Raw genomic sequence first — 20,530 nt, forward strand, 5'->3', positions numbered from 1 at the left:
ACCCACCTGGGCCATCGCCGCTGAATGCGTGCCTCGCCACCGCGCGCGGCGCCAATGCGGGTGCCCAAAAAAAACCGCCTCCGAGTGGAGGCGGTGTTGGATCCGCAGCGAGCGACTCAGTGCATCGACACGCGCTTGCGCCGGCATGCCAGTCCCAGCGCCAGCAGCACAGCCGCGCCAGCGAGCGGAATGGCGCCGCCGCCACCGCCACCGCCCGAGCTGCCCGAACCGGACGAGCCATTGCCGATGCCAGCAGGTGCGGTGCGCTGGGCATAACCGACGGCGCCGGCGGTATCCAGCAGCCCCGCGCCGCACACGCCGGTGTTGACGGCGCAATACGTGCCGCTCGGGTGCGGGCGCGCCGTCTGTTGCAGGCCCGCCAGGATCTGAGCGTTGGACAGCTGCGGCTGTACGCTCAGCATGAGTGCGATCGTGCCGGCCACTTCGGGGGTGGAGAAGCTGGTGCCTGCGACCGCGCCAGGGGCAGTCGCATTCGGTTTGACAACCGCAGTGCCCGGCGAATACTGGCCATCATTGGAGTCAACGATAATCGTGGACGGCGTTGCGCATGATGGTTGCGAGTTCGGGCAGCCGCCGCCCGGCGCGCTGATCGCGACCTGCGGGCCCACATTGGCGTAACTGGCGTTCTCGCCGCTGTCCACGTGCGCAGTGACGGCAATGGCCCCGGCGCAGTTGGCCGGCGCATCGACGCTCTGCGCTGCCTCGTTGCCCGCCGCAGCGACGACGACCGTGCCGAGCGCGGCAAGCCTGTTCACCGCATCCTGCTCAGCGGCCGAACACGAACCCGTGCTGCCCAGACTCACGTTGACCACGCGCGCCGGGTTGGCATTGGCGGGCGCGCCCGATACGGGAAGGCCGCCGGCCCACAGCATGCCATCCACGGTGTCCGACAGCAGCGCGCCACACCTGCCCGACACGCGCACCGGCACGATATTGGTGTTCCAGCCAACGCCGGCAATGTCGGTCCCATTGTTGGTTGCGGCCGCCAATACGCTCGACACCTCGGTGCCGTGCCAACTGCTGTATTGCGGATATGTCTCGGTGGTGGAGCAGGAGAGGGACGGATACTCCGTGGCGGAGGTCACGCCGTCACCCATGTCGTGGGCGTCGGGTCCTCGGCCATACGTGTTCCCGGCCCGGATCGGGTCGGAAATGAAGTTGTACCCGGGCAGGATCTTGCTCGACAGATCGGGGTGGTCGGTATAGCCGGTGTCCACGACCGCAACCACCAAGTTCGGCGAGCCTTTTGTAATGTCCCATGCTGGCTGCATGTTGATGCCACCGGGTACGACCGTCGGCAAGGCCAGGTTGTTCTGAATTGCGAAGAATTGATCGTTGGGAATGGCACTGGGGTGCAGTACGCGATCGGGCACCACATAGGCCACACGGGCATCCTGCGCGATCTTGGCGACGGCAGCTTCGATGCTGGCGGGGTCGGTCAGGCCGGTGCGCATGAGCTGTGCATCGGTGGCCAGCGTGCGCTTGACCTGCAGGGTGCTGCCGGCTGCCTGCGCCACTGACAGCAGCCGGTTGCCTGCTTCCGTGGCCGACAGCGGCTTGCGCGTCCCGCTGGTGTCGTCGCGCCATTTGATGATCAGGTCGCCCGTGTATTGCGGCTGCGGTGTGGCAGCGTTGGCAGGGAGGCCGCCAATCAACCAGGTGGCCAAGGCTATGTTGGTCCCCGTACGCAGCCAGGATTTCAAACGAACGAAGGAGGGGGGCATCAGCGGCGCTCCATGGCAACTTACTGAGATGAGAAACGTCGTCAGGATGTGATCGTTGACATGACGTGACACGAAATCAAAGGTAGCACGCGACTTGTCCCTTTGATGTGGCAGAAATGCGTTTGAGCATGCAGGGAAAACCCGATCCGCGCACCCAAAAAGCGTGTCGATACCGATGCAAGGGCGCCGGGCGCATGAAATCCCCCACGTAGCCGCCATGTGGGGAGGCGCCCCGTGTGCGGCGGGGTGGACAGGTAAGGCAGCGCGCCTAGCGCTGGATCTTCATCACGCGGTCGGGATCGGCCGAGGCGATGCCCGGCGTGGAGCGCAGGGCCGAGACCGCCCCCTCCAGCGTTGCCGACGGATCGCCCGAACTCGCGCGCACCACCCAGAAGCCGCCGGACATCGGCCGGACGACGGCAAACGCCAAGCGCGGCGTTGCGCGCGCGCCCGCCGCATCCAGCACACCCTGCACGGTGGTGGATGAAGTCGTCGGCGAGCTCAGGCCGACGATGATGTCACCCAATGCGTGCGCTGCGGACACGGCCGCCGGCGGCTGGGCGTTGGCAGATGCCGGGTCCATGGCGGGCGGCTTGCCAGGATCAATCGCGGGCACCGACTTGCACGCGGCCAGCAGGCACAGGCTCAGCGTCGCGGTCAGCGCGGGCTTGGCAAGCGACAGCCGGGTGAGGGTTCGGGCATCCGGACGGGTCATGACGTTCTCCTTGGATTCGGGTAAGCGCGCCTGCGCAAGATCGCGCTGGCGCGAGGCAGGCGCCGGGATCGGAATGGGCAATCACTGCGCCGCACGCCGGGATTTCCGCGCGGCCGGTGCCGGCGCCGGATGGGCGCGGCCCGCAGTGAGCATCTCGTCCGCATGCCTGCGCGTGGTGTCGGTCAGCGACGCGCCGCCCAGCATGCGGGCAATCTCGTCCACGCGGCCGCCGGCGTCCAGCACCACGAGGTCGGAGCGGGTGCTGCCTGCAACAGTCTGCTTGGCAACCTGGATATGGTGATTCGCCAGCGCGGCCACTTGCGGCAGGTGGGTCACGCACAGGACCTGGCGGCGCGTGCCCAGCTCGCGCAGGCGCCGGCCTACGACCTCCGCGACCGCCCCGCCGATGCCGGAATCCACTTCGTCGAAGATCAGCGTGGGCGTCGGGCTCGCTTCGCTGGCGATAACGGAAATCGCCAGGCTGATCCGCGCCAGTTCGCCCCCCGACGCGACCTTCGCCAACGGCCGTGGCGACACACCCGCGTGCCCCGCGACAAGAAACTCGACTTGCTCAAGCCCGGCCGCGCTCCCTTGCTCGAGCGCATGCAGGGCGATATCAAAGCGGCCGCCCGCCATCGACAGGCCCTGCATCGCGTCGGTCACGGCCTCGGCGAGTTCGCGTGCGGCTTTGGCCCGCGCGCGCGACAGCGCCTTGGCGACGTCGACATACGCGGCATGCGTGTGCGCCTCCTGCGCCTGCAGTGCGTCAAGGTCGGACGCGGCCTGCAGCGCTGCCAGTTGCGACTGGCGCTCGGCGAGTTCAGCGGGCAGCGTCTCGGGCGCGACGCGGTATTTGCGCGCCATCGTGTGCAGCGCCTGCATGCGCGCATCGACTTCGGCCAGACGGTCCGGGTCGAGTTCTGCGCGGTCGGCATACCGGGCGAGGGTGTGCACGGCCTCCTGAATCTGCACCTCGGCAGGTTCCAGCGCGGCCAGCACGTCGGCCAGCGCCGGGTCGAACTCGGCAAGCTCGCGCAGCGTATGCAGTGTCGCGCCGAGTTGCGTCAGCACGGCACCCTCCGATTCCGACAGGCCGTCAAGCGCGGCGCGCGTGCCCTCGATCAGGCTGGCGGCGTGCGACAGGCGATGGTGCTCCGCCTGCACGTCTTCCCACTCGCCAGGCTGCGGGGCGAGCTTGAGCAGTTCATTGACCTGCCATTCGATGCGTTCGCGCTCAAGCTGGGCCTCGCGCGATTGCTGCTCGGCGGCCTCGCGCAGCCGCACGACAGCTTGCCACGCGCGGTAATGCTCGCCCACCACGCGCACGTCGCCTTCCAGACCGGCGTGGGCGTCGAGCAGGCTGCGCTGGGCGTCGGTCTTGAGTAGCTGTTGATGCGCGTGCTGGCCGTGGATGTCGACGAGCTGCTCGCCGATTTCGCGCAACTGCGCCATCGTGACGGCCGCACCGTTGATGAACGCCTTGCTGCGGCCCGCGGCATCGACCGTGCGGCGCAGGAGGATGACGCCTTCGTCGTCGTGCAATTCATGCGCTTGCAGCCACGCGGCCACATGCGGATGCACGTCGAATTCAGCGGTGATGTCGGCGCGCGGGGCCCCCTCGCGTACGACGGCGGCATCGGCGCGCTCGCCGAGCGTCAGCGCCAGGGCGTCGATCAGGATCGATTTGCCGGCGCCGGTCTCGCCCGTGAATACAGTGAAGCCGTCGGACAGGTCGAGGTCCAGCGCATGGACGATGACAAAGTCGCGGATGGTAAGGCTGCGCAGCATGGTGCGTCGATGGGGGTTGGGTTTACAGCCGGTTGTCTTCGGTCGGGTACTCGTGCCAGTGCAGCTTCTTGCGCAGCGTGGCGTAGTAGTTGTAGCCAACCGGATGCAGTAGTTGCACGGTGCGCTCGGAGCGGCGCACCACGATGCGGTCACCCGGCAGCAGCGAGGTCAGCGATTGCATGTCGAAGTTGACGCTGGCATCACGACCGCTGGTCACCTGGATGACAACCTCCGCGTCGTGTGGAATGACGATCGGCCGGTTCGACAGCGAGTGCGGTGCAATCGGCACCAGCACCAGGCCCGACAGCGCCGGATGCAGGATCGGCCCGCCGGCGGAGAGCGCGTAGGCGGTCGAGCCCGTTGGTGTGGAGACGATCAGGCCGTCCGAACGCTGGTTGTACATGAAGAAACCGTCGACCGAGACGGCCAGTTCCACCATGCCTGAGAAGCCCGAGCGGTTGACGACCACATCGTTGAAGGCCAGGGCCGAGAAGATGACTTCGTCGTCGCGCACGACCTGCGCCTGCAGGAGCGCGCGCATCTCGGCCTCGTAGCGGCCGGACAGCATGTCGGGCAGCACGGTGTGCACGTCTTCGAACGGGATGTCGGTCATGAAACCCAGCCGACCGTGGTTCACGCCGATCACGGGCACGCTGGCGCCGGCCAGGTGTCGTCCAATGCCGAGCAGTGTGCCGTCGCCGCCGAGCACCACGGCCACGTCGGCATGGCGTGCCATCTCTTCGGGCGGCAGGGCAGGGTAATCCTGGACACCGATATTGAGCGCCGTTTCACGCTCGAACACGATGTCATGCCCGCGACCGGCTATGCACGAAGCCAACTCCATGAGCGGGCCGGCGATGTTGGCGGCCGAATACCGGCCGACCAGCGCGACAGTCTTGAACGGCGAGGCAGGCGAAGGCGAGGCGGCGGGAGCTTGCGGGGCCACGGTAGACGGGGGAATCGACATGCGCGCATTACACCATATCAATATGACCCTCGCCACGTTTGAACCTGTTTGGCGAGAAACGCCTGCGTCACGCGCAGATTGGCGTCGAATTTGCGTAAAATTGAAAAATCATGGACAAGCGCGCCACCATCCTCCTCAAGACCCTGATCGAACGGTACATAGCCGAGGGGCAGCCCGTCGGCTCGCGGACCTTGTCCAAGTACTCAGGGCTCGATCTGTCGCCGGCGACCATCCGCAATGTGATGGCCGACCTGGAGGAAATGGGCTTCATCGCGAGCCCGCACACCTCCGCCGGACGCGTGCCGACGCCGCGCGGCTACCGTCTCTTCGTCGACACCATGCTGACGGCCAGTCCGCTGGATGTGCTCAGCTCGCAAGACCGCATGGTGCAGCAGATGGCCGGGGCGATCGCCGAACAGGTACGCACCCAACTGGCGTCGCATGGGGCGGAATCGTCGCAGCGGGTGATCGCGGCGGCCGCGCAGACGCTGTCCAATCTGTCGCAATTTGCCGGCATCGTCATGACGCCGCGCCGCACGCACGCCTTCCGGCAGATCGAATTCCTTCGCCTGTCCGAATCCCGCATCCTGCTCATCGTCGTCACGCCAGAGGGCGATGTACAGAATCGCATCATCCACACCGATACGCCGTACACCCCTTCGCAACTGGTGGAGGCGGCCAACTACATCAACGCGCACTACGGCGGCATGACCTTTGACACCGTGCGCGAACGGCTGCGCGGCGAGTTGTCTGTGCTGCAGGCTGACATGACTTCGCTGATGCAGGCGGCCGTGGAGGCGGGCAGTAGCGCCGTGTCTGACGAAGAGCCCGTGGTCATCTCCGGCGAACGCAAGCTGCTGGATGTCGAGGACCTGTCATCGTCGATGGACAAGCTGCGTCGCCTGTTTGCGGTGTTCGAGCAGAAGACCGGGCTGCTGCAACTCCTCGACGTGTCAAGCCGGGCAGAGGGCGTCCAGATCTTCATCGGCGGCGAGAGCAGCCTCGTCCCGCACGAGGACATGGCGGTCATCACCGCACCGTACGAGGTCGATGGCAAGATCGTCGGCACCCTCGGCGTGATCGGACCGATGCGCATGGCCTACGAGCGCGTGATCCCGATCGTGGACATCACCGCCAAGCTGCTGTCGAGTACGCTCAGCCAGTATTGAGCGCTGGGTGCTGACGCCGGCGTTTGGTGCGTCGGCGATCCGCTCAGGATGAGAACTGTTCGAACGCGGCGAGGGCGTGCGTGGCGTACATCATCGAAGGGCCGCCTCCCATATAGACCGCTGTCCCCAGGACTTCTTCCAGCTCCGCGCGGGTCGTGCCCAGCTTGACGAGCGCCTGGACATGAAAGCCGATGCAGTCGTCGCAGCGGCTCGCAATGGCGATGCCGAGCGCCACCAGTTCTCGCGTCTTCTTGCTCAGCGCACCATCCTTTGTGCCTGCCGCAGCCAGTTGACTGAAGGCCGTCATCAATTCTGGCTGCGTTTCGCGCAGATTGCGCATCTGTGCAGACACGTCCTTGATCAGGGGTTTGAATTCGGGCACGCCACTCATGACGGGATCTCCTTGGTCGGTATTGAGCGTGGGGCGCGGCGCGTCCACACCGGGCGGCGGGACGCAGCCCCCCCAGCATTCTCGCCGCCGCCGTACGACGCGGTCATGACGTAACGCAACGACTCGCCTAGAAACTCCCGGTGAACTGGTACCGCCCGCCCGGGTGCCACATGGTTGCCACGGAGGCGACCTGGCCCTGGGATAGCGTCTTGCGCCGCAGCATCAGACACGGCTCACGCACATCCATCTGCAGCATTTCGGCGATCTCGCGCGGCGGCAGGCGCGCCTCGATGCCGTAATCCACGCCCTGCAACGGGGCGGCACGCATGAGGTAGGCGTTGGGCGTGGTCTGTGTGAAATCCTGTTGCATATAGTCAGGGGCCAGCCCGGCATTCACCCAGCGGTCTTCCACCTGGATCGGCAGGTCATTCTCGAAGTGCACGATCAGCGAATGGAACAGGGCGCGCCCCACCGGTACGCCGAAGGACGCGGCCATCGCTTCGTTGGCGCGGGCGCGCTCCAGCTTGTGCAGCTCGGCACGGTGCCGGTGGCCGCGTGCGGCAATTTCCTCGGCGATGTTGCGGATCGCCACCAGCGTCGCCTGGTACTTCTGCTGTGCGACGAACGTCCCCAACCCCTGCACACGCGTGAGGATCTGCTCGGCGGTCAGCTCGCGCAGCGCGCGATTGACCGTCATGCGCGACACGCCAAACGTCTGCGCGAGCGTGGTCTCCCCCGGGATCATCTCGCCTTCCTGCCACTCGCCGCTGCGGATGCGCATGAGGATGTCTTCCTTGATGCGCTGGAAGGCGGGCGTGCTGGCGGACGGGTCGTGTGACATGGACGTGGCTTGCGGTGCGGTTTGGGCGGCCGATGTGATGTGCGGATGGTGGTCATCATCAGGGTTTGCTCTTAGCTTGTAAAGTTTTCTTGCCTAAGTTGTATATACAACATAAGATGCGCTCCATGACAAAGGAGTTCGCAGGAGACCTCACATGAACGCCCCGACCAACGCTGCCCACCTGACCAACGATCCGCGCTACGACGCCTCGCGTGAAATCCGCGCCCCTCGCGGCACCGAGCTGCATTGCAAGAGCTGGCTGACCGAAGCGGCTTACCGGATGCTGCAGAACAACCTCGACCCGGACGTGGCCGAGAACCCCAAGCACCTCGTCGTGTATGGCGGCATCGGCCGCGCCGCGCGCGACTGGGCCTGCTTCGACAAGATCCTGGAGACGCTGCGCGAGCTGAACGACGACGAATCGCTGCTCGTGCAATCGGGCAAGCCGGTGGGCGTGTTCAAGACCCACCCGGATGCACCGCGCGTGCTGATCGCCAACTCCAACCTCGTGCCCAAGTGGGCGAACTGGGAACACTTCAACGAACTGGATCGCAAGGGCCTGTTCATGTACGGCCAGATGACGGCCGGCAGCTGGATCTACATCGGCAGCCAGGGCATCGTGCAAGGCACGTACGAGACGTTTGCCGAGGCGGGCCGCCAGCACTACGACGGTAAGTTGGCCGGCAAGTGGATCCTGACTGCGGGCCTGGGCGGCATGGGCGGCGCGCAGCCGCTGGCCGCAACACTGGCCGGTGCCGTGTCGCTGAACATCGAATGCCAGCAATCGAGCATCGATTTCCGCCTGCGTACGCGCTACCTCGACAAGCAGGCCAAGGACGTCGACGACGCATTCAACCTGATTCGCCACCACTGCGAGCGCGGCGAGGCCGTGTCCATCGGCCTGCTCGGCAATGCGGCGGAAATCCTGCCGGAGCTGGTCAAGCGTGCCCGCGCCGGCGGTCTGAAGCCGGATCTGGTGACCGACCAGACCTCGGCGCATGATCTGGTCAACGGCTATCTGCCGGTTGGCTGGACGGTCGAGCAATGGCGTGCTGCGCAACGCGATCCGTCGCAGCACGCCCGCCTGACCGACGAGGCCGCCAAGTCCTGCGCCGTGCACGTGCAGGCCATGCTGGATTTCCAGGCCATGGGCATCCCGACCGTCGACTACGGCAACAACATCCGGCAAGTCGCGTTCGACCAGGGCGTGAAAAACGCCTTCGACTTCCCGGGCTTCGTGCCGGCCTACATCCGTCCGCTGTTCTGCGAGGGCAAGGGCCCGTTCCGCTGGGTGGCGCTGTCGGGCGATCCGGAAGACATCTACAAGACCGACGCCAAGATCAAGGAACTCTTCCCGCACAACACGCATGTGCATCGCTGGCTCGACATGGCGCGGGACCGCATCGCCTTCCAGGGGCTGCCCGCCCGCATCTGCTGGCTGGGCCTGGGCGAGCGTCACCTGGCCGGCCTGGCCTTCAATGAGATGGTCAAGAACGGCGAGTTGAAGGCGCCCATCGTGATCGGCCGCGATCACCTGGACACGGGCTCGGTGGCGAGCCCCAACCGCGAAACCGAAGCCATGCGCGATGGCACCGACGCCGTGTCGGACTGGCCGCTGCTCAACGCGCTGCTCAACACGGCCGGCGGTGCGACGTGGGTGTCGCTGCACCACGGCGGCGGTGTCGGCATGGGCTATTCGCAGCACTCGGGCGTGGTGATCGTCGCCGACGGCACCGACGCTGCGGCCAAGCGCCTGGGCCGTGTGCTCGTCAACGATTCCGGCTCCGGCGTCATGCGCCATGCCGATGCCGGCTACGAAACCGCCATTGCCTGCGCCAAGCGCAACGGTTTGAACCTGCCGATGATCGGCTAAGTTAGAGACATCCTGCTCGTATTGCTATGAACACCATGACCACGCCCCCCATCCTGACATTGCAACCCGGCGAGATGTCCTTTGCCGACCTGCGCCGCGTGTGGCTGGCCCCGACGCCCATCGCGCTGTCTGGCGACTGCGCGGCCGCCATTGAAGCGTCGGCCGCCACGGTACAGGCCATCGTCGCCAAGGGCGCACCGGCCTATGGCATCAACACCGGATTCGGCCTGCTGGCCAAAACGCAGATCGCCACGCACGAACTGGAGCGCCTGCAGCGCAACCTGATCCTCTCGCACGCCGTCGGCACCGGTGAAGACCTGAGCGACAACGTGGCGCGACTGGTGCTGCTGATGAAGGCCGCCAGCCTGGCGCGCGGCTATTCGGGCGTGCGCCGTGTCGTGATCGATACGCTGCTGGCACTGCTGAACGCCGGCATCGTGCCGTGCATTCCGTCCAAGGGTTCGGTGGGCGCGTCGGGCGATCTGGCACCGCTGGCGCACATGACGCTTGCCCTGCTGGGTGAGGGCGACGTACGTGTGAACGGCGTGCGCACGCCGGCGCGTGCCGCGTTGGCCGCCGCCGGCATCAAGCCGATCGCACTGGCCGCCAAGGAAGGCCTGGCGCTCATCAACGGCACGCAGGTGTCGACCGCGCTGGCGCTCAACGGCCTGTTCCTGGCCGAGCGTCTGCTTCAAGCCGCCACCGTGTCGGGGGCATTGTCGGTGGATGCCGCCAAGGGCAGCGATGCGCCGTTCGACCCGCGCGTGCACACCGTGCGTGGTCAGGCGGGGCAGATCGCCACCGCCGCGGTGTACCGCAACCTGCTGGCCGGCAGCGCCATCCGCCAGTCGCACCTCGTGGGCGACAAGCGCGTGCAAGACCCGTACAGCCTGCGCTGCCAGCCGCAAGTCATGGGCGCGTGTTTCGACCTGATCCGTCAGGCCGGCGCCACGCTGCTCACCGAAGCCAATGCAGTGACCGACAACCCGCTGGTCTACGCCGATGCCGGTGAAGTGATTTCGGGCGGCAACTTCCACGCCGAGCCGGTGGCGTTTGCTGCCGACATGCTTGCGCTGGCGATTGCCGAGATCGGTGCGTTGTCGGAGCGCCGCATCGCGCTGCTGATCGACTCCACGCTGTCGGGCCTGCCGCCGTTCCTGGTGGAGCAGCCGGGCCTGAACTCGGGCTTCATGATTGCGCACGTCACCGCCGCGGCACTGGCCTCGGAAAACAAGACGTTTGCCCACCCGGCCAGCGTGGACAGCCTGCCGACTTCCGCCAACCAGGAAGACCACGTCAGCATGGCCACCTTCGCCGGCCGCCGTCTGCAGGACATGGCCGAGAACACCGCCACCATCGTCGGCATCGAAGCGCTGGCGGCAGCGCAGGGCATCGATTTCCACAAGCCGTTGGCGACGTCCGACACGCTGCAGAAGGCGCATGGCTGCATCCGCGCGCGTGTGGCGTACTACGGTGAAGATCGCCTGTTCGCCCCCGACATCGAAGGCGCCCGCCGCCTCGTGCTCGACGGCGATCTGGGCGATTCGTGCCGCGCGCACGTCGGCGAACTCGCACTCGTCTGACCATGCTCGCCCAAGCCGAACCGAACGTCTGGCAAGGCCGCGTCGATGCGGAGGAAGGCCCGCTGGGCTTGCGTTGGCACCAGACGGTGCGCCGCATCGATGCATCGATGCCGCTGGCCAACACCGTCGCCCTGGCGGGTTTTGCCTGCGATGCGGGCGTCGCACGCAACCACGGGCGAACCGGCGCACAGGCGGGCCCCGCCGCCATCCGCAAGATGCTGGCGAACTTGCCCGCGCGTGCCGGCCGTGTGGTCGTCGACGCGGGCGACGTGACTTGCCAGGGCGATGCGCTGGAAGACGCGCAGAGCGAATTGGCCGGTGTGCTCCACGATCTGCTCGATCGCGGCGCGTTTCCGATCGCGCTCGGCGGCGGGCATGAGATCGCGTGGGCGTCGTTTGGCGGCTTGGCGCGGCACCTGGCCGCGAAATCCGATCAACCGCCGCGTATCGGCATTCTCAACCTCGATGCGCATTTCGATCTGCGTGCGGGTGAGCGTGGCAGCTCGGGCACGCCGTTCCGCCAGATCGCCGAAGACTGTGCCCGGCGCGGCTGGCCGTTCCATTACGCCTGCCTGGGCGTGAGCACCTACGCCAACACCGAAGCGCTGTTCGCGCGTGCGCGCCAGCTCGGCGTGCGCTGGATGCACGACGACGAGATGGACGTCATGCAGCTCGCGCACGTGCTGAAGGTGGTCGAGGTGTTCCTGAGCCAGGTCGACCACGTCTATCTGACGATGTGCCTCGACGTGCTGCCGGCCGCTGTTGCCCCCGGCGTGAGCGCACCGTCGGCACGCGGCGTTGGGATGGACGTGATCGAGCCCATCGTCGATCGCGTGGTCAGCTCGGGCAAGCTGCGGCTGGCGGATGTGGCGGAGCTGAACCCGTCGCTCGACATCGACAACCACACGGCGCGTGTCGCTGCCCGCCTCGTGGCACGCGTGGCAGACGGCATTGGCCTGCAGGGAGCCGCACATGGCTGATCAAGCCACCCCGCATTGGGATGCGCTCTGGACCAACGTCCACCTCGCCACGCTCGCCGCCGACGCTGACGGCTACGGCGAGATCCGCGACGGCGCCATCGCCGTCAAGGACGGCCGCATTGCGTGGCTCGGCTACCGCGCCGATCTGCCCGTCAACGCCCGCGCCACACGCGAGCACGATGGCGGCGGCGCGTGGCTCACGCCCGGCCTGATCGATTGCCACACGCACCTCGTCTACGCCGGCAACCGCAGCAATGAATTCGAAGCGCGCCTGAATGGCGTGCCGTACGAAGAGATCGCGCGGTCGGGCGGCGGCATCCTGTCCACCGTCCGTGCCACGCGGGCGGCCAGCGAAGACGCGTTGGCCGAAGCCAGCCTGCCTCGCCTCAATGCACTGCGCGCCGAAGGTGTCACCACCGTTGAAATCAAGTCCGGCTACGGCCTGAACCTGGAAACGGAGCGCCGCATGCTGCGTGTTGCCCGCCGCTTCGGCCAGTCATTGCCGGTGAGCGTGCGGACAACGTTCCTCGGCGCGCATGCCGTGCCGCCCGAATTCGCCGGCCGTGCGGATGACTACATCGATCACCTCTGCGCCGAGGTGCTGCCCGCGCTTGCCGCGGAAGGTCTGGTCGATGCTGTTGACGCCTTCTGCGAAACCATCGGCTTCACGCCCGCACAGACGGCGCGCATGTTCGACGCGGCGCAGCGCCACGGCTTACCCGTCAAGCTGCACGCCGAGCAACTCTCCGACCAGGGCGGCGCGGCGCTGGTGGCTCGCTACGGCGGTCTTTCGGCGGATCACCTCGAATGCCTGACCGATGCGGGCGTGGCCGCGATGGCGCAAGCCGGCACAGTGGCTGTACTGCTGCCCGGCGCGTTCTACTGCCTGCGTGAAACGCGCCTGCCGCCGATGGCCGCGCTGCGCGCCGCCGGTGTGCCGATGGCCGTGTCGACCGACTGCAACCCCGGCACGTCGCCGTTGTCGTCGCTGCTGCTGGCGATGAACATGGCGTGCACGCTGTTCCGCCTGACGCCGCTGGAAGCGCTGACTGGCGCCACGCGTCATGCTGCCGCAGCGCTCGGCCTGTCTGGCACGTGCGGTGTGCTCGCCCCGGGCTGCGCCGCCGATTTCGCACTCTGGCGGATCGACCGCCCCGCCGATCTGGCATACGCCATGGGCCTCAACCCTTGCGTTACCGTGGTCAAGGAGGGGGTCGTGGCGGCGTAAGCAGACAAAACGGGCTGGCTCGTATAATCGGCCCGTCTATCGCGAAGCTCCGCCCCATGCCCTTCTTGCCTGAACCCCAGTTCCAGCATGGCCAGCCTGATCGCACGGCGATCCTGCTGGTCAACCTCGGCACGCCAGATGGCACTTCGCCGCGCGAGGTCGGCCGCTATCTTCGTCAGTTCCTGTCGGATCGGCGCGTAGTGGAAATTCCACCCGCGGTCTGGTGGTTCATCCTCAACCTGTTGATCATTCCGCTGCGCTCGCGCGCGTCGGCGCACAAGTACGAGAGCATCTGGCTTCGCGAGGCCAACATGACGGGCTCGCCCCTGCTGGTGTACAGCGAGCGCCAGGCGCATGCGCTGCAGCAACTGCTGAACGCGCAGGGTCACGACGTGGTGGTGGCCTGCGCCATGCGCTACGGCAATCCGTCGATTCCGTCGGTGATGCAGGCGCTGCGCAAACAGGGCGTTGAACGCATCCTCGTCCTGCCGATGTATCCGCAGTATTCGGGCACGACCACCGCCACCGCGTTCGACGAGGTCTTCCGCGTGCTGGCCGAGATGCGTAACCAGCCGGAACTGCGGCTGATCAAGCATTTTCATGACGATCCCGCGTATATCAACGCGTTGCATCAGCAGGTGGGCGCGTATTGGGCGCAACATGGCGCGCCGGACTTCGCGCGCGGCGACAAGCTGCTGCTGTCATTCCACGGCGTGCCGCGCCGCACACTGGAACTGGGCGACCCCTACCACTGCGAATGCCTGAAGACCGGTCGTCTGCTCGGAGAGGCGCTTGGCTTGCAGCCCGGTCAATACTTGGTCACGTTTCAGTCTCGCTTCGGCCGTGCCGAATGGCTGCAACCGTACACCGCGCCCACACTGGAAGAGCTGGGCCGCGTCGGCACCGATCGTGTCGACGTGTTCTGCCCGGGTTTCCCGGCCGATTGCCTTGAGACGCTCGAGGAAATTGCAATGGAAGGTCAGTCCACCTTCCGTGTCGCCGGCGGCAAGACGTTCCACTACATTCCGTGCCTGAACGATAACGAAGCGTGGATCGCCGGCATGGCCGACATCGCGCTCTCCCATCTGCAGGGCTGGCCGTTGACGCTCACGCATCCACACGTGCTGGATGCGAGCCGCGCGCGCGCGCAAAGCAAGGGAGCCGCGGCATGAAGGTGAGCGCCGACGCGGCAGACCGCGTGCGCATCGACAAATGGCTTTGGGCGGCGCGTTTCTTCAAGACGCGTTCGCTGGCGACGGAGGCAGTTGAACGCGGTCACGTGCAGATCAACGATCAGCCGGTCCGGCCTGCCAAGGATGTCAAGATTGGCGATCGCGTGCGTGTGCATGCGCATGAACAGCAATGGGAATTGCGGGTGCTGGCGCTGGCCGAGGTCCGCGGGCCCGCTGCGATAGCGCAAACGCTCTACGCAGAGACGGAAGCGAGTCGCTTGAAACGCGAAGAGGCGGCAAACCGACGCCGGCTGTATCGCGAACCTGCCACGCAAATCGCTGGCCGACCCACCAAGCGTGATCGGCGTCGCATCGACAAGCTTGGCGAATAAAAAGCCATGCTGCGCGAGTGTGTGCTAACTTGACAGGTTCAGACCGCGCGCAAGCCGCTGCGCCTGCGGAGGTTCGCCGATGTAGTGCTTGAAGAAGGCCTTGCCGCTACCGTATTCCGTGTAACGCGGCGTGACGGCACCAGACAAGCAGATGAACGTTGTGGCTGCGGTCAGGGTCAACAGCAGCAGCACGGTCAGAACGGGCAGCTTGTTATGCATGGTACGAACCCTCAAAGAAGCTCGCGCCCCCCGATGTTTTCTTGCATCATAGGCGGCCGATCAAGGCGTCGCAATTGCGGTGCCGTTGCAGTCTGATGAAACTTGTAACCCCATATTTCGTGATGCGCAGTGCACAGTTGCTGCGCCTCCAGTGCCCTTGAAAGGCGCACCGACAGCCCCATATCGGGCACAACTTGTTTTGTGAACATCCAGCGGATCGTCTGCGGGCACAGGTTGTGCAAGTGCCCGGTGCGTCGATTCCCTCATTTAGCGCTATGAAACACACTTCGGACACCTCCTCGCACCCCGACGCGCAAGCCGCCCAGCCGACCCAGACCAGCGGCCAGGCCGCCAACGCCTATTCGAGCCAAGCCCAGCGCGCCAGCGCAGACGCCCAGGCCATCGCCGGCGACGAAGCCGCTGTGACGGAGGCCATGGCTGACGCGGATGTCGCCGAACTGCGACGTCAACTGGAAGCCGCCGAAGAGAAGGCGCGCCAGAACTATGAAAACTGGGCGCGCGCAACGGCCGAAGGCGAAAACATCCGTCGCCGCGCGCAGGAAGACGTCGCCAAGGCGCACAAGTTCGCCATCGAAGGCTTTGCCGAATATCTGTTGCCCGTCATGGATAGCCTGCAGGCGGCGCTGGCCGATACTTCCGGCGACGTCGCCAAGCAGCGCGAGGGCGTTGAACTGACGCTCAAGCAGCTCTATGCCGCGTTCGAAAAGGGACGGGTGACCGAGCTGAACCCGGTCGGTGAGAAATTTGACCCGCATCGCCATCAGGCCATCTCGATGGTGCCGGCCGATCAGGAAGCCAACACCGTGGTGGCCGTGCTCCAGCGCGGCTACACGCTGGCTGACCGCGTGCTGCGCCCGGCTCTGGTGACAGTCGCCGCGCCGAAGTAAGCTGCGACCTCCCGTGATCCTGCACATCGTCACTGCGCGCGACCTGTCTCGCGGTGCCGGCTGTTACGGCCGCATTGGCGGCCGCAGTAGGAAATCTCCGCAACGCGCTGCCGGTCTGACGCAGCGCCCGTGACGACGTCGATGCCGCTGGCTGCAGTACTTCTCCTTGCTTCGTCTTCCCGTGCCGCGCGCCTGAAGCGTGCGGCAGGTGATCTGCCGCGCGCCGTTCAGGCGATGACCGCGGCCCTTGCCGCCGCCCGGCGGTTGTCCTAGTGCCCTTGCGGCACGTTGCCGCCGGGCCACCCCACCTTTCCCTGATGTTCTGTATCGCCGCCGGCCGGCGCTCGCGCCTGCTGGTCGTGCACCGCTATCGTGCTGCGCAAGCGCGTCCGTAGCGGCCCTGACACGTTCAAGACAACCCCATTCGCCGGAGATCGCCATGTCCGCACCCGTCATCTATCTGACCGAACTCGACCTGACCCGCCTGGAAAACGCCGCCGCTCGCGCGGGAAGCCATTCACCGCTGGCTGAACTGGTCGACGACCTTGTCACCCGTGCCAATGTGGTGCCGGGCAACAAGATTCCCGCCAATGTGGTGACGATGAACTCGGTGGTGCGCGTGGCCGATGACACTGGCGCGGCGCACGAGTGGACGTTGGTCTATCCGGAGGAGGCCAACGTGGCGTTGGCCAAGTTGTCGGTGCTCTCGCCGATGGGCGCCGCGCTGCTCGGTCAGCGTGAAGGTAAATCGGTCAGGTACACCGCACCCAACGGCAACAAGCACAGCTTGCGCATCGAGCGCATCGCCTTTCAGCCTGAGGCGAGCGGACAGCACACGCTGTAACGCGGCTGCGTTCGCGGCATCCGGTCACGATCCGTGGCGGGAGGGCTTGGCTGGCAGGCCAGATCGTGAGCGGGGTGTTAGCGGGACAGGCTGTAGCCGATGCGCAACTGCGAGCCGAGCTTGTGGTTGTAATCGAGCAGGCTCTCGCCGTAGCCGGTGAAGTACTGGATGAACAGGTAACCGGCCGTGCCGCTGAAGATGCGGCTCATCGGGTAGGAGAGTTGCGCATCGATGCTGCCGTATGCCCGGCGCGTGCCTTTTCGCAGCGTCGTGGCCAGCTCCCAGCCGTTGGGCGCGCCGTATGAGACGCGGAAATCTCCGAAGCCGCGGTAGTGCGCAATGTCGGTGTTACCGCTGCGAGTGAGGTAGGCGTACAGCTTGGGCTCGAATTTCCAGTGGTAGTCGGTCAGATCGCCAAAGTGGAAGGTCGGGCGGATGAAGACGGTGTTGATGGCCCGCGAGGCGTCGCCGTCTCGACCGTTCGACTCGTGTTCGATGCCACCTGCGAACGACAGGCGCGAGAGCGCTCCCCCACGGACGCCGGTGTCGGGCCGGTAATAGAACAGGCTCGGCCGATAGTTGGTATCCCGGAATGGTGCCGACTCCTTGCCCAGATCCCAAAGAGAGAACTGTGTGTAGCCGAAGTACAGGTTGTCGAGCACACCTGTGGAGGCCGGATTCTCGGGCTGGAAGACGCGGAACTTGAAGCTCAGCTGGAACTTGACGTTCACGCCTTCGTGCGCGCCCACCGTCGCGAACATCGGTTCGTGGAACGTCAGGCGCGCAGTCTCCTCCGCGGGGCGAAGCGCCTCGCCAGCGCCGGCGACTGCCTGCGGCGTGCGGGGTGCAACGCTTGCTTCGGCGGGCTGCGCACTGGCATTGGCGCCCAACGCGCCGCCCGGGCGTACGCCATCTGCCGCGGCGTTACGGGCGGCCCCCGGGGGCGCTCCATCGGCGGCAATCTGGGGAGCATCAGCGCCGCGCACCAGGGTCACCAGCACGGGGGCGGCGTCCAGGTCTGGCAGTTCCAGGCGGACGGCGCCTCGCAGCACCTCGGGCAGCGTGCCGCTGTAGGCGACGGTGCGCACCTGCCCCGGACGCAGATGCAGTGTCTCTGCCCCCGGACTGTGTCGATCGAGAATCACTTCAACAGGACCTTGCAGGTCTGCGGTTGCCATCACGCGCAATCTGGCCGGCACCGCGTAGCTGCGCTGGGCTGCGTCCCCTGAAATCACGAGGGTCAGCGTGAAGGGCTGCGTAGCATCGATGCGGCGCGACGGCTGGAGGACAGCGACCGCGGCCTGTGCGGCGGGAATGGCGCATGCGGCCAGCAAAGCGACGCAGAACGGGGCGATTCGGAAGGAGCGCAAACGCATGGGTGCGAGGCAGCAGGCAAGGCCCGGCAAGTGGCAACTGCGCGCAAGGGTACCATCCCCGGCTTTACGCCCGGTTTGCCGTTCCTGGCTCGCATCACCGCCCGCTTTAGCGTGGGAGCACACGTTTTCGAATGCTTTCCCGTGAAAAACCGGCCAAAATGCTCAACTTTTCAAAAATCGGCCTTGAAAAGCCGGGCGGCACTCCCACATCCGAGCCAAGTTTGTATTTCAGTGCAGTCCCGACACCAGATTCGAGGAGCAAGAACATGGGCAAAATCATTGGTATCGACCTGGGTACCACCAATAGCTGCGTGGCCATCATGGAGGGCAACACCCCCAAGGTGATCGAAAACGCCGAAGGTGCACGCACGACCCCGTCGATCATCGCCTACATGGAAGACGGCGAGATCCTGGTCGGTGCCCCGGCCAAGCGCCAGGCGGTGACCAACCCGAAGAACACGCTGTATGCCGTCAAGCGGCTGATCGGCCGCAAGTTTGACGAGAAGGAAGTCCAGAAGGACATCGGCCTGATGCCGTACGCCATTTCCAAGGCCGACAATGGCGACGCCTGGGTGGAAGTGCGCGGCCAGAAGCTGGCGCCGCCGCAAATTTCGGCTGAAACCCTGCGCAAGATGAAGAAGACCGCCGAGGACTACCTGGGCGAGGAAGTGACCGAAGCCGTGATCACGGTGCCGGCCTACTTCAACGATTCGCAGCGCCAGGCCACCAAGGACGCCGGCCGCATCGCCGGTCTGGACGTCAAGCGCATCATCAACGAGCCGACCGCGGCTGCGCTGGCATTTGGCCTGGACAAGAACGAGAAGGGCGACCGCAAGATCGCCGTGTATGATCTCGGCGGCGGTACGTTCGACATCTCGATCATCGAGATTGCCGACGTGGACGGCGAGAAGCAGTTCGAAGTGCTGTCGACCAACGGCGATACGTTCCTGGGCGGCGAAGACTTCGACCAGCGCATCATCGATTACATCATCGGCGAGTTCAAGAAGGAGCAGGGCGTTGATCTCTCCAAGGACGTGCTCGCGCTGCAACGCCTGAAGGAAGCCGCTGAAAAGGCCAAGATCGAACTGTCGAGCTCGCAGCAGACCGAAATCAACTTGCCGTACATCACGGCCGATGCGTCCGGTCCGAAGCACTTGAACCTCAAGATCACGCGCGCCAAGCTGGAAGCGCTGGTCGAAGACCTGATTGCCCGTACCATCGAGCCGTGCCGTACCGCCATCAAGGACGCCGGCGTGAAGGTGTCGGATATCCATGACGTGATCCTGGTTGGCGGCATGACGCGCATGCCGAAGGTGCAGGAGAAGGTGAAGGAGTTCTTCGGCAAGGATCCGCGCAAGGACGTGAACCCGGACGAGGCGGTTGCCGTGGGCGCGGCCATTCAGGGTCAGGTGCTGGGCGGCGATCGCAAGGACGTGCTGCTGCTGGACGTGACGCCGCTGTCGCTGGGCATCGAAACGCTGGGTGGCGTGATGACCAAGATGATCGGCAAGAACACGACCATCCCGACCAAGTTCTCGCAGACCTTCTCGACCGCCGACGACAACCAGCCGGCCGTGACGATCAAGGTCTACCAGGGCGAGCGCGAGATGGCTTCCGGCAACAAGATGCTGGGCGAATTCAACCTGGAAGGCATTCCGCCGGCACCGCGCGGCACGCCGCAGATTGAAGTGTCGTTCGACATCGACGCCAACGGCATTCTGCACGTGGGCGCCAAGGACAAGGCGACTGGCAAGGAAAACAAGATCACCATCAAGGCGAATTCGGGCCTGTCGGAAGATGAGATCCAGCGCATGGTGAAGGATGCCGAGGCCAACGCCGAGGAAGACAAGAAGCTGCGCGAGCTGGTCGACTCCCGTAACCAGGGCGAGGCGCTGGTGCACTCGACCAAGAAGGCACTGGGCGAGTACGGCGACAAGCTGGAAGCTGGCGAGAAGGACAAGATCGAAGCCGCGATCAAGGAACTTGAAGAGACCCTGAAGGGGACCGACAAGGCCGCGATCGACGCCAAGGTGGAAGCGCTGGCAACGGCCTCGCAGAAGCTGGGCGAGAAGGTCTACGCCGACATGCAGGCCAAGGGCGAAGCCGGCGGTGCCGAACAAGCCGCAGCAGGCGCCCAGGCCGCAGGACAAGGCCAAGGCGCGCCGCACGACGATAACGTCGTCGATGCCGAGTTCAAGGAAGTGAACGACAAGAAGTAAGCCGAATCGTCCGCCAGGCGGACGTGAGGGTACGCCGGGCGGTGGCCATCGGGTTGTGCGGGACGCACCCGATGCCACGCTCGGCTTTTTTGCTATTCGACCAAGCAGCAATCAGGTGAT

18 protein-coding genes are annotated in these 20,530 nt (G+C 65.7%); 10 read left to right on the forward strand and 8 right to left on the reverse strand.

All coding sequences use genetic code 11. The annotated features are described in order from the left end of the window. Positions 1 to 116: 116 nt before the first annotated feature. The 4 genes from mprA to R2N03_RS00945 form a co-directional block, all read right to left on the reverse strand. Complete coding sequence (mprA, locus tag R2N03_RS00930; RefSeq protein ID WP_316654004.1) at positions 117 to 1,745, reverse strand: MprA protease, GlyGly-CTERM protein-sorting domain-containing form; 1,629 nt, start codon at positions 1,743 to 1,745, stop codon at positions 117 to 119. Positions 1,746 to 2,013: 268 nt separating this feature from the next. Continuing rightward, positions 2,014 to 2,460 (reverse strand): hypothetical protein, encoded by a 447-nt coding sequence (locus tag R2N03_RS00935; protein ID WP_316654009.1) that lies wholly within the window; start codon positions 2,458 to 2,460, stop codon positions 2,014 to 2,016. An 81-nt stretch (positions 2,461 to 2,541) separates the two neighbouring features. Next, complete coding sequence (gene recN / locus R2N03_RS00940; protein WP_316654010.1) at positions 2,542 to 4,248, reverse strand: DNA repair protein RecN; 1,707 nt, start codon at positions 4,246 to 4,248, stop codon at positions 2,542 to 2,544. 22 nt (positions 4,249 to 4,270) lie between these two features. Next, complete coding sequence (locus tag R2N03_RS00945; RefSeq protein WP_316654011.1) at positions 4,271 to 5,215, reverse strand: NAD kinase; 945 nt, start codon at positions 5,213 to 5,215, stop codon at positions 4,271 to 4,273. 110 nt (positions 5,216 to 5,325) lie between these two features. On the opposite strand from R2N03_RS00945, the gene hrcA reads away from it, so the two are divergent. Further along, positions 5,326 to 6,384: a heat-inducible transcriptional repressor HrcA gene (gene hrcA, locus R2N03_RS00950; RefSeq protein ID WP_316654012.1), complete on the forward strand. Its 1,059-nt coding sequence runs from the start codon at positions 5,326 to 5,328 to the stop codon at positions 6,382 to 6,384. Between the two features lie 43 nt (positions 6,385 to 6,427). On the opposite strand, the gene R2N03_RS00955 is transcribed toward hrcA, so the two are convergent. Together R2N03_RS00955 and hutC are read right to left on the reverse strand one after the other, a co-directional pair. Further along, entirely contained in the window at positions 6,428 to 6,775 is a 348-nt protein-coding gene (locus R2N03_RS00955) for a carboxymuconolactone decarboxylase family protein (RefSeq protein ID WP_316654015.1), read from the reverse strand. A gap of 127 nt (positions 6,776 to 6,902) precedes the next feature. Continuing rightward, positions 6,903 to 7,616 carry a histidine utilization transcriptional repressor HutC gene (gene hutC / locus R2N03_RS00960; RefSeq protein WP_316654017.1) on the reverse strand — a complete coding sequence of 238 codons (714 nt, stop codon included), beginning with the start codon at positions 7,614 to 7,616 and terminating at the stop codon, positions 6,903 to 6,905. A gap of 154 nt (positions 7,617 to 7,770) precedes the next feature. On the opposite strand from hutC, the gene hutU reads away from it, so the two are divergent. From hutU to R2N03_RS00990, 6 genes are read left to right on the forward strand one after another with little or no spacing between them, the layout of a single operon-like run. Further along, positions 7,771 to 9,489: a urocanate hydratase gene (gene hutU / locus R2N03_RS00965; protein WP_316654018.1), complete on the forward strand. Its 1,719-nt coding sequence runs from the start codon at positions 7,771 to 7,773 to the stop codon at positions 9,487 to 9,489. Between the two features lie 26 nt (positions 9,490 to 9,515). Continuing rightward, on the forward strand, positions 9,516 to 11,072 hold the full coding sequence (hutH, locus tag R2N03_RS00970) for a histidine ammonia-lyase (protein WP_316654020.1): 1,557 nt from the start codon (positions 9,516 to 9,518) through the stop codon (positions 11,070 to 11,072). 2 nt (positions 11,073 to 11,074) lie between these two features. Beyond that, complete coding sequence (gene hutG, locus R2N03_RS00975; RefSeq protein ID WP_316654022.1) at positions 11,075 to 12,052, forward strand: formimidoylglutamase; 978 nt, start codon at positions 11,075 to 11,077, stop codon at positions 12,050 to 12,052. Then, positions 12,045 to 13,280, forward strand: coding sequence for an imidazolonepropionase (gene hutI / locus R2N03_RS00980; RefSeq protein ID WP_316654023.1), 1,236 nt, complete (start codon positions 12,045 to 12,047; stop codon positions 13,278 to 13,280). Before hutG ends, hutI begins: the two co-directional genes overlap by 8 nt. 56 nt (positions 13,281 to 13,336) lie before the next feature. Then, positions 13,337 to 14,452 (forward strand): ferrochelatase, encoded by a 1,116-nt coding sequence (gene hemH, locus R2N03_RS00985; protein ID WP_316654025.1) that lies wholly within the window; start codon positions 13,337 to 13,339, stop codon positions 14,450 to 14,452. Then, complete coding sequence (locus R2N03_RS00990; protein ID WP_316654026.1) at positions 14,449 to 14,844, forward strand: RNA-binding S4 domain-containing protein; 396 nt, start codon at positions 14,449 to 14,451, stop codon at positions 14,842 to 14,844. Before hemH ends, R2N03_RS00990 begins: the two co-directional genes overlap by 4 nt. A 24-nt stretch (positions 14,845 to 14,868) precedes the next feature. On the opposite strand, the gene R2N03_RS00995 is transcribed toward R2N03_RS00990, so the two are convergent. Then, the gene (locus R2N03_RS00995; RefSeq protein ID WP_316654030.1) at positions 14,869 to 15,063 is read right to left on the reverse strand and encodes a hypothetical protein; all 195 of its coding nucleotides are present in this window, start codon (positions 15,061 to 15,063) and stop codon (positions 14,869 to 14,871) included. A 275-nt stretch (positions 15,064 to 15,338) separates the two neighbouring features. Here R2N03_RS00995 and grpE point away from each other — a divergent pair, with 275 nt between their 5' ends. After that, a complete protein-coding gene (gene grpE / locus R2N03_RS01000) occupies positions 15,339 to 15,971 on the forward strand; it encodes a nucleotide exchange factor GrpE (RefSeq protein ID WP_316654032.1) in 633 nt (210 codons plus the stop codon). 439 nt (positions 15,972 to 16,410) lie between these two features. Next, positions 16,411 to 16,815, forward strand: coding sequence for a nucleoside diphosphate kinase regulator (gene rnk / locus R2N03_RS01005; protein WP_316654035.1), 405 nt, complete (start codon positions 16,411 to 16,413; stop codon positions 16,813 to 16,815). A gap of 77 nt (positions 16,816 to 16,892) precedes the next feature. Here rnk and R2N03_RS01010 read toward each other — a convergent pair whose 3' ends face one another. After that, entirely contained in the window at positions 16,893 to 18,191 is a 1,299-nt protein-coding gene (locus R2N03_RS01010) for a phospholipase A (RefSeq protein ID WP_316654037.1), read from the reverse strand. Between the two features lie 158 nt (positions 18,192 to 18,349). Here R2N03_RS01010 and dnaK point away from each other — a divergent pair, with 158 nt between their 5' ends. Then, positions 18,350 to 20,410, forward strand: coding sequence for a molecular chaperone DnaK (gene dnaK / locus R2N03_RS01015; RefSeq protein ID WP_316654039.1), 2,061 nt, complete (start codon positions 18,350 to 18,352; stop codon positions 20,408 to 20,410). The last annotated feature ends 120 nt before the right edge of the window (positions 20,411 to 20,530 follow it).

The sequence above is a fragment of the Ralstonia condita genome (assembly GCF_958405655.1).
In the GTDB taxonomy this organism is placed as follows: Bacteria; Pseudomonadota; Gammaproteobacteria; order Burkholderiales; family Burkholderiaceae; genus Ralstonia; species Ralstonia condita.